Genomic DNA, 15466 nt, shown 5'->3' on the forward strand with positions numbered 1-15466 from the left:
TCAGACCTTGTCGACGATGCCCGCCTTCCCCTCGGCCCGCGCGCAGTGGGCGCCGCAGTACCAGTGGCCCTCGACCTCGACGCCCTGGCCGATGATCTGCACCCGGCAGTGCTCGCAGATGGGGGCCATACGGTGGATCGCACAGGAGAAACAGTCGAAGACGTGGATCGCGCCCTGTGCGTGGACCTCGAAGGTCATTCCGTAGTCATTGCCGCAAACTTCGCATCTCGCCATGCGCCACAGGGTGAGCCGTCGTCACCGTGCGGGCGAGCGGACGCCTGGCGAGTCGCCCGGCAATCACCCGTCCGTACGGGTCACCACGGGTCACTCGTCGGCGGGCGCGACATCGCGGAGCAACTGCCCGAACCCCGCCTCGTCCACGACCGGCGTCCCGTACTGCCGGGCCTTGACGACCTTCGACGTGTTCGAGTCCGGGTCGTTGGTCACGAGCAGACTGGTCACCCGGGACAGACTCGTCGCGACATGCAGCCCGGCCTCGATCGCGCGGTCCTCCAGCAGATCGCGCTCGACCGAAGTGTCCCCGGAGAAGGCGACCCGCATGCCCTGCTTGAGCGGTTTGCCGTCCTCGTACCGCCCCGGGTTGGGGTAGGGGCACGCGGGCCGCTTCCGCGAGGGCCGCCAACTGGTGGGCCGGTACCCGTCGTAGCCGCCGTACCCCCCACCGTGCCCCGCCTGCTGCCCGATCCGCGGCGCGGCGGCGGCGCCGTCCCGCCACTCGGTCAGCGGCCGGCACTCGTGCAACGGCAGCCGCACCCCGCTCGCGGCGGCGGATCGCAGACTCGGCCGGAACGCCTCCGCCAGCACCCGCGCGTCGTCCAACGCGTGGTGCGCCCGCTGCTGCACGACCCCGAAGTGCGCCGCCAGCGACTCCAGCTTGTGGTTGGGCAGCGGCAGACCCAGCTCCTTCGACAGCGCGATCGTGCACAGCCGCTGCCGCACCGGCGCCTCGGTCTCCGCGCGCGCGTACTCCCGGGCGATCATCGACCAGTCGAACACCGCGTTGTGCGCGACGAGCACGCGGTCCGCGAGCCGGGACGAGAACTCCTCCGCGATCTCCTTGAACAGCGGCGCCCCTTCGAGCACGTCACTCGTCAGCCCGTGGATCCACACCGGCCCCGGATCCCGCTCCGGGTTCACCAACGTGTACCAGTGGTCCTCGACCTCGCCCCGCGCGTCCAGTCTGTACACAGCCGCCGAAATTATCCGGTCGTCCCGGGCCAGCCCGGTCGTCTCCACGTCCACGACCGCGTACCCCTGCGGATACGCGGCCGGCCAAGGCGCTTGCGACGCTGCGGTCGTGTGGTCTTCGAGCATGGTCCCTGAGGATACGGGCCACGACTGACAGCTCGTTACCCGACGGTGGTTGGCGGCCGGTGACGGAGCGACAGGCTCGCCCTTCCTCGCCCGAATTGGTGAAGGACGCCAAGAAGCAAGCGCGTACCACCGTAAATACTTGTCAGTAACAACGTCTAGCCCCCGCCGACCAGCGGTTCTACCGTGCCCCCATGCCGAACCTGCCCGATGTCGTGCTGTGGTCGATACCCGCCTTCGTGCTGCTCACCGTGATCGAGGTGATCAGCGTCCGGATCCATCCGGACGACGATGCCGCGGGGTACGAGACGAAGGACGCCGCGACGAGTGTCGGCATGGGGCTCGGGAGTCTCGCCTTCGACTTCCTCTGGAAGATCCCGATCGTCGCGATCTACACGGCGGTCTACGAACTGACCCCGCTGCGCGTCCCCGTCCTGTGGTGGACGGTGCCGCTGATGCTGCTCGCCCAGGACTTCTTCTACTACTGGTCGCACCGCGGCCACCACGTCGTCCGGATCCTCTGGGCCTGCCACGTGGTCCACCACTCCAGCCGGAAGTTCAACCTGACCACCGCCCTGCGGCAGCCCTGGACGACCTGGACCGTGTGGCCCTTCTACGTCCCGCTCATCGCCCTCGGCGTGCACCCGGCCGCGCTCGCCTTCTGCTCCTCCGCCAACCTCGTCTACCAGTTCTGGATCCACACCGAGCGCATCGGGAAACTGCCCCGCGCCTTCGAGTTCGTCTTCAACACGCCCTCGCACCACCGGGTCCACCACGCCTCCCAGGGCGGCTATCTGGACCGCAACTTCGGCGGCATCCTCATCGTCTGGGACCGGCTCTTCGGCTCGTTCATCGAGGAGACCGAGCGCCCGGTGTACGGCCTGACGAAGAACATCGACACGTACAACCCGCTGCGGGTCGCCACCCACGAGTACGCCGCCATCGCCAAGGACCTGAAGCGAGCGAGCAGTTGGGGCGAGCGCGCGGGCCGGGTGTTCGGCGGGCCCGGCTGGCAGCCCACGCGGCCGGCGGAGACCGTGGAGGCGGTGGAGTGCGTGGGCACGGCGGAGCCTGCAGAGACGGTGCAGACCGCCGAGTCCATCGCTCCGGCCCCGACCACGAACACCGTCGCGTGAAGCCGGACCGAAGCTCCGCCCACCGACCCGCACTCCGCTCTGCCCTCCGCCCCGCCCTGCTCATCGCCTTCGCAGTCGCCGCCGCCGTCGACCTCGGCTCGCTCGCCCTTGGGTTCGACACCGGGCACGCCGTCGCCAAGCCCCTGTTGATGCCCCTGCTCGCGGCCTACGCCTACACACGCGGCGCCCCTCGACCGCTGCTCGCCGCACTGCTGTTCGGCTGGGGCGGCGATGTGCTGCTCCTCTCCGACGCCGAGCCGGCCTTCCTCGCCGGGATGGGGTCCTTCGCGGTGGGGCACGTCTGCTACCTCGTGCTCTTCGCGAAGTCCGGGAGACCGGCGGGGCCCAAGCGGCTCGCGTACGGCGTCGGGTACGCCCTCGCCCCGGTCGCCGCCGTCGCCAGTCTCTGGCCCGGACTGCCGGTGGAGCTGCGGCTGCCCGTCGCCGGGTACAGCGCCCTGCTGACCACGATGGCGTGGGCCGCCACCCGGCTGGGCCTCGTCGCGGGCCTCGGCGGCGCCCTCTTCATGGTGTCGGACCTGCTCATCGCGACCGGCGTCGCCGAGTGGCCGCAGCCGCCCCGCCCCGACCTGTGGATCATGCTCACCTATCTGGCGGCCCAGTACCTGCTGGTCCGAGGCGTCCTCGACGCCCGCAGCGCGCGGCCCGCACCCGCCCTCACCCCGGCGTACGACGAGGCGTCCCCGACCACGACCTGACCGGGCGACAGGCCCGACCACCCCCCCCGAAGACCCGCTCTCCCCGACCCCCCGCCCCGCCGGGCGACCCGCTCTCCCCGACCACCCCGCCCCGCCGGACGACCCGCCCTGCCCGACCGCCCACACCCACCGGCTAGGCCGACCGCGCCGCACCCGGACCCCGGCCTTCGTGAAGCCGCCCCCGCTCACCACCGGATCGGCACCGGCAGCGCCGTGAGCAGCGCCGACACCGCCATGACCAGGCCCAGCGCGACCACCTCCGCGCGGGCGGGAGCGCAGGCGTCGAGCGGGTCTCCGGTCGGGCGGCGCAGCCGCAGCCGGGCCCAGAGGGCGAGCGCGGCGACGGCGGCCACGAGGAGCACCTTGGCGAGCAGGGCGCGGCCGTACGCCGTCTCCGTCAGCTGGTCGAGGACCGTGCCCGGCGGCATCCGGCGCAGGGTGCTCCCCACCCCCGTGGCGGTGATGGCGGCGAGCAGAACGGCGGCCACGCGCGCGTAGAGGCCCAACAGCGCGGCGCCCGCTCCCGACGACCGCCACGCGCGCGTGCGCAGTGTCCGCAGGACGTGGAACAGCCCGCCCGCCCACAGCGCCGCGCACGTCAGGTGCACCAGGGTCAGACCGGTGCCGACGAGCGGGTCGTGGTGGTCCGTGGTCGGGTGGGCGCGCAGCGCCTCCGCGACGACGACGGCGGTCAGCGGCAGCGCCTGGGCGGCCGGCCGGCGGGACCGTGCCAGCAGTCCGGCCGCCGCGAAGGCGTTGACCTCCAGGAGGGCGAGTCTGCCGTCCCGGGTCTCGGAGAGGCCGCCCACGTCCAGGTCGGCGGGGGAGTCCGGCACCAGATTGCCCGTGGCCACCACCGAGGCCAGTCCCAGCGAGGCCACGAACCCGGCCCCGGCCGCCCCGGTCGCCCAACTGCGCGGCGCCGCCCCGGGTCCGCCCGGCACCCGCCGCGCCAGCCACCCCACGAACAGCTCGCCCACCGGCACACACAGCGCGGCCAGCAGCACCGCCCGCAACAGCGCGATCCCACCGGCGCCGGGCGCCCCGGCCTCCCCCGTACCGTCCAGCGCGACCCGCGGCCCGAACAGGGGTATCAGCGCGCCCAGGACCACCAGCACGAGCACCACGACGGCCCGGCCGGCCCCTCTCCCGACCACCCCCGCTTCCGCTTCCGCTTCCGCGCCCGTCTCCTCCGTCGTCCGTCTCCTCCGTCTCGTCAGGCTCACCCCGAAAAGTTCACCAGTCGCACCAGACCAGGGCAAGTGCCGGAAACCAACTGGCAGTTCGACATTCCACCCATACATACGGCGGAGGAGCCCCGCCCGCTCAACGCCGGCACCATGCAACGGAAGGGCCGGGCGGTGTGACACCGCCCGGCCCCTCAGTACTCGGTCACGCCACCAACGCGTCTGCCGCGGCGGGCTACTTGACGGCCTTCAGGGCGTTGACGATGCCGAACCCGTAGAAACCGTTCACGTCCGTGTCGCCCTCGCACACCGCGTCCTGGACACCGTCGCCGTTCTGGTCGTACGACGTCGGGCAGGCCTGCTCGTCCGCCTGGGCCTTCAGCAGCTTCTGCAGCCCCTGCGCGGACACCCACGGGTGCGTGGACTTCAGCAGCGCGGCGACACCGGCGGCGTGCGGCGACGCCATCGACGTGCCCTGGAGGTAGCCGTAGCCGCCGTCCGGCATGGTGGACAGGATGCGGCCGTTCTTCGACGGCGTGTCCGGGATCTGGTAGCGGGCGTCGCCGCCCGGCGCCGCGATGTCGACGACACCGTTGCCGTACGTGGAGTAGTACGACTTCTCGTTCTTCACGCCCGTCGCGCTGACCGTGACGATGCCGGGCAACTGCGTCGGCACGTCGAAGCACTCGCTCGGGTCGATGGTGCGCTCGACCGGGGTCGTGTCGTTCGGGCTGGACGCGTCCAGGATCGCGTCGGAGGCGAGGTCGTGGTTGGAGTTGCCCGCCGAGGCCAGGTGCAGAGTGCCCTTGTTCGTGGCGTACTTCTGCGCCCGGTTCACCGCGTCGACGATGGCTTCCTGGTCCGGGTCGTCCACACAGTTGTAGAGCCACGGGTCGACGTAGTAGCTGTTGTTAGTGATCTCCACACCGCGGTCGGCGGCGAAGACGAACGCGCAGACGACGCTCTCCGCGTAGAAGAGGCCGCTGACGCGGTCGGTCACATTGATGCTGGAGACCTTCACACCCGGCGCGACACCGGCGACACCGACGCCGTTGCGCGCCGCGGCTATCTCACCGGCGACGTGCGTGCCGTGGTAGTCGTTCGTGGTGTACGGCCGCCAGGCGCCCTCGCTGGTGTCCGCGACGCCGCCGTTGCAGTTGGCGGACTGGGACTTGGAGAAGTTCGGCGCGAGGTCCGGGTGGGTGTCGTCGACACCCGTGTCGATCACGGCGACCGTGACCTTGTCGCTGCCGTCGTTGATCTTGGCGGCCTTGTCGGCGCCGATCGCCCGCAGGTCCCACTGGTCGGCTTCGAGGGGCTCGGCGTCGGGGATGTCCGCCGAGGCGGCCTTCACCTTCGCGGCCTCCGCGGCCGTCAGCCTGTCGACGGCGCCCAGGTCCGTCGTACCGGCGGGGGTCAGCGGCGAGGTCCGGGTGGCACCGGCGGACTGCACCCCGCGCACCGCGCGGATCGTCGCACCGAACGCCGGGTCGGTCGAGTGGACCACGATCACGCCGATCTTGTCGTACGTGATGACGACCTTGCCGCCGGCCTCGGCTATCGCCTTCTGCACGCGGGCGATCGTGCCCTTGTCCGTCTTGGTGTTCACGACGTACGAGAGGTTCGGGCCCTCCGCGGTCGCGGTCGCCGCGGTGGACTGCGTGAGCGGGGCCGCCGAGGCGACACCCGGCAGGAAACCGAGCGAGGCGGTCAGCGACAGGACGACCGGCACGGCGAGTGCGAGCTGTCGTCTGGAGCGCAGATGAGCCATGGGATCTCCACATCATCCTCAAAGAAACCGGCCCGGGACACACGGGTGCCTGGGCAGGTACATGACGTTGGTGGTGCAGCCCGAAGCTATCCCTGGTCGTCACCGGCCAGCAATGACTTCATGGACGGTCGGCCGAAGTAGAGGGGTAACCCTCGAAGTCACCGCACTTCCCAGCCACTTCCGTCCCGGCCTCCGCAGCGCTTCCGCATCGGTTTTCGAAAGAAACACGCACGGTTGAACCGGTCCCCGTGCGCCGCCGTGACGTTGAGCAGGGAGCCCGAGCACGATCGTGCACCCGTCACCGAAGGAACAGAGCCGACCCCATGTCCGTACCCAGTCCGTCCCCCGATCCGACGGCGAAAAAGTCACCATCCACCGTCGCGACCGCGGCTCAGACGCGAGGAGACTCCGTGGCAACCGACGCACCGCCCCCCGCGAAGGCCGAGCATCACCTGCCCTCCCCCGAGGAGTTCGCCGCGGTCCATGAGAGCGCCGAGTTCGCCGAACTGCGCCGCTCCTACCGCTCGTTCGCCTTCCCGCTGACCGTGGCCTTCATCGCCTGGTACCTGCTGTACGTCCTGCTCTCCAACTACGCGGGCGACTTCATGGGCACCAAGCTCTTCGGCAACATCAACGTCGCCTTCGTCTTCGGCGTCGCCCAGTTCGTCACCACGTTCCTCATCGCCTGGTGGTACTCGCGGCACGCCGCCGCGAAGCTCGACCCCAAGGCCGAGGCGATCAAGTCCCGGATGGAGAGCGGCGCATGAGCCCCGTACAGCAGACATTCCTCGCCGCGAACGAGGCCAGCGAGCACCGGCCGCTCATCATCACCCTGTTCGCGCTGTTCGTCCTCGCGACCCTCGGCATCACCGTCTGGGCCGGCCGCCAGACCAAGGACGCCGCCGACTTCTACGCGGGCGGCCGCCAGTTCAGCGCCTTCCAGAACGGCCTCGCGGTCTCCGGCGACTACATGTCCGCCGCGTCGTTCCTCGGCATCGCGGGCGCCATCGCCCTCTTCGGCTACGACGGCTTCCTCTACTCCATCGGCTTCCTGGTCGCCTGGCTGGTCGCCCTCCTGCTCGTCGCCGAACCGCTCCGGAACTCCGGCCGCTACACCATGGGCGACGTCCTCGCGTACCGCATGCGCCAGCGCCCGGTCCGTACGGCCGCGGGCACCTCGACCATCGTGGTCTCGATCTTCTACCTGCTGGCCCAGATGGCGGGCGCGGGCGTCCTCGTCTCCCTGCTGCTCGGTATCACCTCCGACGCGGGCAAGATCCTCATCGTCGCCCTCGTCGGCCTATTGATGATCGTCTACGTCTCCATCGGCGGGATGAAGGGCACCACCTGGGTCCAGATGGTGAAGGCCGTGCTCCTCATCGGCGGCACGCTCCTCATTACGTTCCTGGTGCTGCTGAAGTTCAACTTCAACATCTCCGATCTGCTCGGCACCGCCGCCGAGAACAGCGGCAAGGGCGCCGCCTTCCTGGAGCCCGGCCTCCAGTACGGCGCCACCGGCACCTCCAAGCTGGACTTCATCTCCCTCGGCATCGCCCTGGTCCTCGGCACCGCCGGTCTGCCGCACATCCTGATCCGCTTCTACACGGTGCCCAACGCCAAGGCCGCCCGTAAGTCCGTGAACTGGGCCATCGGCATCATCGGCGGCTTCTACCTGATGACCATCGCCCTCGGCTTCGGCGCCGCCGCGCTGATCTCCCAGGACGAGATCATCGCCTCCAACCCGTCCGGCAACACGGCGGCCCCGCTGCTCGCCCTGCATCTGGGCGGCGTGGACTCGGCCTGGGGCGCGATCCTGCTCGCCACGATCTCGGCGGTGGCCTTCGCGACCATCCTCGCCGTCGTCGCCGGCCTCACCCTCGCCTCCTCCTCGTCCTTCGCGCACGACATCTACGCCAACGTCATCCGCAAGGGACAGGCCTCCGGTGCCGAGGAGGTCCGCGCGGCCCGCTGGGCCACCGTCGCCATCGGTATCGTCTCCATCGGCCTCGGCGCCCTCGCCCGCGACCTGAACGTGGCCGGCCTGGTCGCCCTCGCCTTCGCGGTCGCGGCCTCCGCCAACCTGCCGACGATCCTCTACAGCCTCTTCTGGAAGCGATTCACCACCCAGGGCGCGCTGTGGTCGATCTACGGCGGTCTGATCGTCGCCGTCGGCCTGGTGCTCTTCTCGCCCGTCGTCTCCGGCGACCCCAAGGCGATGTTCCCGGACGTCGACTTCGCCTGGTTCCCGCTGAAGAACCCGGGCATCATCTCCATCCCGTTCGGCTTCCTGATGGGCTTCCTCGGCACGGTCCTGTCCAAGGAGAAGCCCGACGAGGCCAAGTACGCCGAGCTGGAGGTCCGCTCCCTCACGGGCACCGGCGCCCACTGACCCGGCACACCCGCACGGGGCCGTCGTAGATCCCTACGGCGGCCCCGCGCCGCGTCTCGTGCGATCGGGCCTGTGATGTTGTCAGTGGGGTCACGTAGGCTCGCAGGTGTTTCGAGAACCATTGATCTGCCGACGGGAGGGGGCCCACGTGCTCATCGACACCTACGGCCGAGTGGCCACCGACCTGAGGGTCTCGCTGACCGACCGGTGCAATCTGCGCTGTACGTACTGCATGCCCGAGGAGGGTCTGCAGTGGCTGGCCAAGCCCGACCTGCTCACGGACGACGAGATCGTCCGCCTCATCGACATAGCCGTCCGCCTGCTGGGCATCGAGGAGGTCCGCTTCACCGGCGGTGAGCCGCTCCTGCGCCCCGGTCTGGTCGGCATAGTGGAGCGGGTGGCGGCCCTCGACCCCCGCCCCCAGATGTCCCTCACCACCAACGGCATCGGCCTGCGGCGTACGGCGACGGCCCTGAAGGCGGCCGGCCTGGACCGGGTGAACGTCTCCCTGGACACCCTCCGCCCGGACGTCTTCAAGACCCTCACCCGCCGGGACCGCCTCAAGGACGTCCTCGAAGGCCTCGAAGCCGCCCGTGACGCGGACCTGACCCCCGTCAAGGTCAACTCGGTCCTGATGCCGGGCCTCAACGACAACGAGGCCCCGGACCTCCTGGCCTGGGCCGTGGAGAACGACTACGAGCTGCGGTTCATCGAGCAGATGCCCCTGGACGCCCAGCACGGCTGGAAGCGCGACGGCATGGTCACGGCGGGCGACATCCTGACCTCCCTGCGCACCCGCTTCGACCTCACCCACGAGGGCAAGGACGAACGCGGCTCGGCCCCGGCGGAGCGCTGGCTGGTCGACGGCGGCCCCCACCGCGTGGGCGTCATCGCCTCCGTCACCCGCCCCTTCTGCTCGGCCTGCGACCGCACCCGCCTCACCGCCGACGGCCAGGTCCGCACCTGCCTCTTCGCCCGCGAGGAGACCGACCTGCGCGCCGCCCTGCGCTCCGACGCCCCGGACGAGGAGATCGCCCGGATCTGGCGCCTGGCGATGTGGGGCAAGAAGGCGGGCGCGGGCCTGGACGACCCGTCCTTCGTCCAGCCGGACCGACCGATGTCGGCGATCGGGGGCTGAGCGAGGGTCGGGCGCGCGCCGAGTGCCTTTACGGCGCCGGGTCCTCCCACTCGTCGAGCCTCACGACGTCCTTCAGAAAGCCCCGCACACCCAGGAACTGCGACAGGTGCTCCCGATGCTCGTCGCACGCGAGCCACGTCTTGCGCCGTTCCGGCGTGTGCAGCTTCGGGTTGTTCCAGGCGAGCACCCAGACCGCGTCGGCGCGACAGCCCTTGGCCGAACAGATGGGGGAAGCGGGGGAGGACGGATCGGAGCCGGGGACGTTGAGGATGTTCACCCGTCGACCCTAGCCGCAGCATTCCGGCCGCAGAAAAGGCGACGCCGAGCAGCCACGGGGGGAGCTGCCCGGCGTCGGTCTGTCGCTCCGACGGGGGATGCGGAGCGCGTACGAAGTATGTCACGGGTAGGCCTCTGCCCGGCACAGGAACTACATGATTGATCTGAGCATTTCTTGAGCTTGGCGAGTGCCCGGATTCCGCTTCGCGGGTGTTCCCGGTGCTCAGGCCCGCTCGCGCGGCTCACTGCGCCGACCGTCCGCCGGATCGGCCGCGCCGTCTTCCGGGAAGGGTTCCGCGGGCGGCGTGATCATCGGCCGCATGGGGGCCCGCACGAACGTCGACGGCAGCGAGGGCGCGTTCTCCCGGCCCGCGTTGGCGATCACCACGGCGATGTACGGCAGCACCCCGCCGAGCACCAGTGCGACGACCGCGACGTGCCGTTCGACGTTCCAGAGGACCGCGGCGGCGATCACCGCGAGGGTGCGCACGGACATCGAGATGATGTACCGGCGCTGCCGGCCGCGGACGTCGTCGGCAAGCCCCTGCCGGGCGCCCGTGATCCGGAAGACCTCCACGTTCTGCTGCTTCCGCATCACGTTCCACCACCCGCCTGTATCGGACGCTCCCCGGCCCGTGCCCATCCGTGCCCGCTGCAAGGAACACGGTCCGGACGCGTTCCACGTTACGCCGCGTCTGCGCCGCCTACGAGACCGGGTCACCTTCCACGGAGAGTGGGGGAAATGCGCCGCGCCGCGTACGGCCATGCCCGACATGCGGCGTACGGCGGGCGGGCCGACACTGGGCGTACTGCTCACGTCGAGCCGTACGAGGAGGCAGCCATGGGCTGGTTGTGGGCGATCATCGTGGGATTCATCCTCGGCCTGTTGGCCAAGGCGATCCTCCCGGGCAAGCAGCACAGCCCGCTCTGGCTGACGACGATCTTCGGCATGCTGGGCGCCGTCGTCGGCAACGCCGTCGCACGCGGCTTCGGCGTCGAGGAGACCGACGGCATCGACTGGAGCCGCCACATCTTCCAACTGGTCGCCGCGATCATCATCGTCGCCCTCGGCGACATGGCCTACATGGCGACCCTGGGCAAGAGAAAACACCGCACCTGAGGGCCCACGCGCCCTGAAGGGGCGCGGGGAACTGCGCGATCAGCCACAACGAAGCGGCACTCGCCAGACACCCCACGCCCCGACGGCGTCTAGGCCCCGGTGACCTCAACCGCGGCAAGGTTCTTCTTCCCCCGCCGCAACACCAGCCACCGCCCATGAATGAGGTCCTCCGACGCCGGCACGGCGTCCTCGGCGGTGACCTTCACGTTGTTCACGTACGCCCCGCCCTCCTTCACGGTCCGCCGCCCCGCGGACTTGCTGGGCACCAGCCCGACCTCGGTGAACAGATCGACCACCGGACCCAGCTCGGCGACCTGGACGTGGGGCACCTCGGACAGCGCCGCGGCGAGGGTCCGGTCGTCCAGCTCCGCCAGCTCGCCCTGCCCGAACAGCGCACGGGACGCGGCGATCACCGCGGCCGTCTGGTCCGCGCCGTGCACCAGCGTCGTCAGCTCCTCGGCCAGCGCCCGCTGCGCGGCCCGCGCCTGCGGCCGCTCCTCGGTCTGCCGCTCCAACTCCTCCAGCTCCGCACGGGACTTGAAGGACAGGATCCGCATGTACCGGGTGATGTCCCGGTCGTCCACGTTCAGCCAGAACTGGTAGAACGCGTACGGCGTCGTCATCTCCGGGTCGAGCCAGACGGCGCCGCCCTCGGTCTTGCCGAACTTGGTGCCGTCCGCCTTGGTCATCAGCGGGGTGGCCAGCGCGTGCGCCTCCACGCCGGGCTCCAGCCGGTGGATCAGGTCCAGCCCGGCCGTGAGGTTGCCCCACTGGTCGCTGCCGCCCTGCTGGAGCGTGCAGCCGTACCTCCGGTAGAGCTGGAGGAAGTCCATGCCCTGGAGGATCTGGTAGCTGAACTCGGTGTAGCTGATGCCCTGGTCGGACTCCAGCCGACGGGCGACGGAGTCCTTCGTCAGCATCTTGTTGACGCGGAAGTGCTTGCCGATGTCCCGCAGGAACTCGATGGCGGACAGGCCCTCGGTCCAGTCGAGGTTGTTGACCATGACGGCCGCGTTCTCGCCCTCGAAGGACAGGAACGGCTCGATCTGGGCGCGCAGCCTGCCGACCCAGCCGGCGACGGTCTCCGGGTCGTTCAGCGTGCGCTCCGCCGTCGGGCGGGGGTCGCCGATCAGGCCCGTCGCGCCGCCGACCAGCGCCAGCGGCCGGTGCCCGGCCTGCTGGAGCCGGCGCACGGTGAGCACCTGCACCAGATGCCCGACATGCAGGGACGGCGCGGTCGGGTCGAAACCGCAATAGAACGTGACAGGACCGTCCGCGAGCGCCTTGCGCAAGGCGTCCTCGTCGGTGGACAGGGAGAACAGCCCCCGCCACTTCAGCTCGTCGACGATGTCCGTCACGGTCTCGTGCTCCTCGGGTGATCTACAGCCAGGTGATCTTCGCCAGTCGAGTGACTGTCGGCTACGAGGTTATACGCCCTGGCTGACAGAACTCATATTGAAATCCGGCACCCGCAGCGCGGGCATCGCGGCCCTGGTGAAGTAGTCGCTCCACTCCCGCGGCAGCGTCTTCTCGGTCCGTCCGGCCTCCGTGGCCCGGCCGAGCAGGCCCACCGGCGACTCGTTGAACCGGAAGTTGTTGACCTCGCCCGTGACCTCGCCGTTCTCCACGAGGTAGACGCCGTCCCGGGTCAGCCCGGTCAGCAGCAGCGTCGCCGGGTCGACCTCGCGGATGTACCAGAGACAGGTCAGCAGCAGCCCGCGCTCGGTGTTCGCGACCATCTCGTCGAGGGAGCGGTCCTCGCCGCCGTCCAGGATCAGGTTGCCGATCGTCGGCACCACCGGCAGACCGGTCAGGCCCGCGCTGTGCCGGGTGGTCGGCAGATGCGCGACCTCGCCGCCGCTGATCCACTCGGTCGCCGTCAGCGGCAGCCCGTTGTCGAAGACCGAGCTGTCGCCGCCCGAGGAGTGGGCCAGCACGAACGGCGCGCACTCCAGGCCCGGCTCGTTCGGGTCGCTGCGCAGGCTCAGCGGCAGCTCGGTCAGCCGCTCGCCGATGCGGGTGCCGCCGCCGGGCTTGCTGAACACGGTCCGGCCCTCGGCGGCGTCCCGCGCCGACGCCGACCACATCTGGTAGATCAGCAGGTCCGCCACGGCCGTCGGCGGCAGCAGCGTCTCGTACCGCCCGGCGGGCAGCGGCACCCGCCGCTCGGCCCATCCCAGCCGTACGGCCAGCTCGGCGTCCAGGGCCGCCGGGTCGACGTCCTTGAAGTCCCGGGTGGAGCGCCCCGCCCAGGCCGAGCGCTTGCGGTCCGGGGACTTGGCGTTCAGCTCCAGCGTCCCGTTCGGCTGGTCGTGCCGCAGCCGCAGCCCGGTGGACGTACCGACATAGCTGGAGACCAGCTCGTGGTTGGCGAAGCCGTACAGCTCCCGGCCGCCCGCACGCGCGCGGGCGAACGACTCGCCGAGCGCCGGCGCGAAGTCGGCGAACACGGCGGAGGAGGTCTCGGCGGGCGCGTCCGTGAAGTCGGGGGAGTGCTCCACACCCGTGATCAGCGGCTGGGCGTCCTCGGCGGGGCCGGCGCCGCGCGCGGCGGCCTCGGCGGCCCGCACCAGCGGCTCCAGTTCCTCGGCGGTGACGGCGGCCCGCGACACCACCCCGGAGGCGGTGCCCTCCTTGCCGTCGACCGTGGCGACGACGGTCACCGACCGGCCCCGGGTGACCCCGTTCGTGGTCAGCGCGTTGCCCGCCCAGCGGAGGTTCGCCGTCGAGTACTCGTCGGCGATCACCACACAGCCGTCGGCCCGGGAGAGCGCGAGGGCCCGCTCGACGATCTCGTACGGCTTGTGGGCCTTGCTGTCACGGGCGCTCATCGACCGGCCTCCTGCGTGGTGTTGAGGATGTTGACGCCCTTGAAGAGGGCCGACGGGCAGCCGTGCGACACCGCGGCGACCTGGCCCGGCTGGGCCTTCCCGCAGTTGAAGGCGCCGCCCAGGACGTACGTCTGCGGCCCGCCCACGGCCGCCATGGAGCCCCAGAAGTCGGTGGTCGTGGCCTGGTAGGCGACGTCCCGCAGCTGCCCGGTGATCCGCCCGTTCTCGATCCGGAAGAACCGCTGCCCGGTGAACTGGAAGTTGTACCGCTGCATGTCGATGGACCAGGACCGGTCCCCGACCACGTAGATCCCCCGGTCGACCCCGCCGATCAGGTCCTCGGTGGACATCCCCGCCGGGTCCGGCCGCAGCGACACGTTCGCCATCCGCTGCACCGGCACATGCCCGGGGGAGTCGGCGTACGCACACCCGTTGGAGCGTCCCAGGTCGGTCAACCGGGCGATACGGCGGTCGAGTTGATAGCCGACGAGCGTTCCGTCCTTCACCAGGTCCCAGCTCTGGCACTCCACCCCCTCGTCGTCGTACCCGATGGTCGCCAGGCCGTGCTCGGCGGTGCGGTCACCGGTGACGTTCATCAGCTCGGAGCCGTACTTGAGCTTGTGGAGCTTGTCGAAGGTGGCGAAGGAGGTCCCGGCGTACGCGGCCTCGTAGCCGAGCGCGCGGTCCAGCTCGGTGGCGTGCCCGATGGACTCATGGATGGTCAGCCACAGGTTGGACGGGTCCACGACCAGGTCGTAGACGCCCGCCTCGACGCTCGGCGCCCGCATCTTCTCGGCGAGCAGCTCCGGGATCCGCGCCAGCTCGTCGTCCCAGTCCCAGCCGGTGCCCGTCACGTACTCCCAGCCGCGCCCGGCCGGCGGCGCCAGCGTCCGCATCGAGTCGAACTCACCACTGGACTCGTCGACCGACACCGCCGTCAGCGACGGATGCAGCCGCACCCGCTGCTGGGTGGTCACGGTCCCGGCGGTGTCCGCGTAGAACTTGTTCTCGTGCACGGTGAGCAGCGAGGCGTCGACGTGGTTGACCCCGTCGGCCGCCAGCAGCCGCGCGCTCCAGTCCGCCAGCAGCGCGGACTTCTCCTCGTCCGGGACGGTGAACGGATCGATCTCGTACGACGACACCCAGGTCTTCTCCGCGTGCACCGGCTCGTCGGCCAGCTCCACCCGCTCGTCGGACCCGGCGGCCTTGATGACCTGCGCGGACAGCTTGGCCATCGCCACGGCCTGCGAGGCGACCTTCGCGGCGGCGTCCATCGTCAGATCCACCCCGGACGCGAACCCCCACGTCCCGCCGTGCACCACCCGCACCGCGTACCCGAGATCGGTCGTGTCCGACGACCCGGCGGGCTTGGCGTCCCGCAGCCGCCAGGAAGCGCTCCGCACCCGCTCGAACCGGAAGTCGGCGTGCTCGGCACCGAGGGCCCGCGCGCGGGCCAGTGCGGCGTCGGCCAGGGCGCGTAGGGGTAGCGCGAGGAAGATTGGATCGATGCCGTGGGCCACAGGAGGCTCTCCCCTATTGATGTGTCTGTGTTTGCCTGCGAGGCGGA

Annotated in this window: 15 protein-coding genes; 6 read left to right on the forward strand and 9 right to left on the reverse strand. The window is 70.5% G+C overall.

Going from position 1 to position 15466, the window contains the following annotated elements; genetic code table 11:
* Both ACZ7MG_RS38645 and ACZ7MG_RS38650 read right to left on the reverse strand, forming a co-directional pair.
* Complete coding sequence (locus ACZ7MG_RS38645; RefSeq protein WP_471391504.1) at positions 1–234, reverse strand: hypothetical protein; 234 nt, start codon at positions 232–234, stop codon at positions 1–3.
* 90 nt (positions 235–324) lie between these two features.
* Positions 325–1335, reverse strand: coding sequence for a DEDDh family exonuclease (locus ACZ7MG_RS38650; RefSeq protein WP_471391502.1), 1011 nt, complete (start codon positions 1333–1335; stop codon positions 325–327).
* A 191-nt stretch (positions 1336–1526) separates the two neighbouring features.
* Between ACZ7MG_RS38650 and ACZ7MG_RS38655 the strand changes: the two genes are divergently transcribed.
* On the forward strand, positions 1527–2468 hold the full coding sequence (locus ACZ7MG_RS38655; RefSeq protein WP_471391499.1) for a sterol desaturase family protein: 942 nt from the start codon (positions 1527–1529) through the stop codon (positions 2466–2468).
* The gene (locus ACZ7MG_RS38660; protein WP_471391497.1) at positions 2465–3187 is read left to right on the forward strand and encodes a lysoplasmalogenase; all 723 of its coding nucleotides are present in this window, start codon (positions 2465–2467) and stop codon (positions 3185–3187) included. The genes ACZ7MG_RS38655 and ACZ7MG_RS38660 overlap by 4 nt, the downstream gene beginning before the upstream one ends.
* A gap of 185 nt (positions 3188–3372) precedes the next feature.
* Here the strand turns inward: ACZ7MG_RS38660 and ACZ7MG_RS38665 are convergent, their stop codons facing one another.
* Both ACZ7MG_RS38665 and ACZ7MG_RS38670 read right to left on the reverse strand, forming a co-directional pair.
* Positions 3373–4413 carry a CopD family protein gene (locus tag ACZ7MG_RS38665; RefSeq protein ID WP_471391494.1) on the reverse strand — a complete coding sequence of 347 codons (1041 nt, stop codon included), beginning with the start codon at positions 4411–4413 and terminating at the stop codon, positions 3373–3375.
* Between the two features lie 196 nt (positions 4414–4609).
* On the reverse strand, positions 4610–6145 hold the full coding sequence (locus ACZ7MG_RS38670) for a S8 family serine peptidase (RefSeq protein ID WP_471391491.1): 1536 nt from the start codon (positions 6143–6145) through the stop codon (positions 4610–4612).
* 410 nt (positions 6146–6555) lie between these two features.
* Here ACZ7MG_RS38670 and ACZ7MG_RS38675 point away from each other — a divergent pair, with 410 nt between their 5' ends.
* From ACZ7MG_RS38675 to moaA, 3 genes are all read left to right on the forward strand, one after another.
* Positions 6556–6912, forward strand: a complete 357-nt coding sequence (locus ACZ7MG_RS38675) for a DUF485 domain-containing protein (RefSeq protein ID WP_471391488.1) — start codon at positions 6556–6558, stop codon at positions 6910–6912.
* Entirely contained in the window at positions 6909–8534 is a 1626-nt protein-coding gene (locus ACZ7MG_RS38680; protein ID WP_471391485.1) for a solute symporter family protein, read from the forward strand. Before ACZ7MG_RS38675 ends, ACZ7MG_RS38680 begins: the two co-directional genes overlap by 4 nt.
* A gap of 148 nt (positions 8535–8682) precedes the next feature.
* Positions 8683–9672 carry a GTP 3',8-cyclase MoaA gene (moaA, locus tag ACZ7MG_RS38685; protein WP_471391482.1) on the forward strand — a complete coding sequence of 330 codons (990 nt, stop codon included), beginning with the start codon at positions 8683–8685 and terminating at the stop codon, positions 9670–9672.
* 28 nt (positions 9673–9700) lie between these two features.
* On the opposite strand, the gene ACZ7MG_RS38690 is transcribed toward moaA, so the two are convergent.
* Complete coding sequence (locus tag ACZ7MG_RS38690; protein ID WP_471391479.1) at positions 9701–9949, reverse strand: hypothetical protein; 249 nt, start codon at positions 9947–9949, stop codon at positions 9701–9703.
* Positions 9950–10171: 222 nt separating this feature from the next.
* Entirely contained in the window at positions 10172–10543 is a 372-nt protein-coding gene (locus tag ACZ7MG_RS38695; protein ID WP_471391477.1) for a DUF3099 domain-containing protein, read from the reverse strand.
* A gap of 246 nt (positions 10544–10789) precedes the next feature.
* Here ACZ7MG_RS38695 and ACZ7MG_RS38700 point away from each other — a divergent pair, with 246 nt between their 5' ends.
* Positions 10790–11068 (forward strand): GlsB/YeaQ/YmgE family stress response membrane protein, encoded by a 279-nt coding sequence (locus ACZ7MG_RS38700; RefSeq protein WP_471391475.1) that lies wholly within the window; start codon positions 10790–10792, stop codon positions 11066–11068.
* Positions 11069–11157: 89 nt separating this feature from the next.
* Here the strand turns inward: ACZ7MG_RS38700 and tyrS are convergent, their stop codons facing one another.
* From tyrS to ACZ7MG_RS38715, 3 genes are all read right to left on the reverse strand, one after another.
* Positions 11158–12426, reverse strand: a complete 1269-nt coding sequence (gene tyrS / locus ACZ7MG_RS38705; RefSeq protein ID WP_471391472.1) for a tyrosine--tRNA ligase — start codon at positions 12424–12426, stop codon at positions 11158–11160.
* A gap of 69 nt (positions 12427–12495) precedes the next feature.
* On the reverse strand, positions 12496–13899 hold the full coding sequence (locus ACZ7MG_RS38710) for a metallopeptidase TldD-related protein (protein WP_471391469.1): 1404 nt from the start codon (positions 13897–13899) through the stop codon (positions 12496–12498).
* Positions 13896–15419, reverse strand: a complete 1524-nt coding sequence (locus ACZ7MG_RS38715) for a TldD/PmbA family protein (RefSeq protein WP_471391467.1) — start codon at positions 15417–15419, stop codon at positions 13896–13898. The genes ACZ7MG_RS38710 and ACZ7MG_RS38715 overlap by 4 nt, the downstream gene beginning before the upstream one ends.
* Positions 15420–15466: the final 47 nt, after the last annotated feature.

Source organism: Streptomyces sp. NPDC107538 (assembly GCF_055657445.1).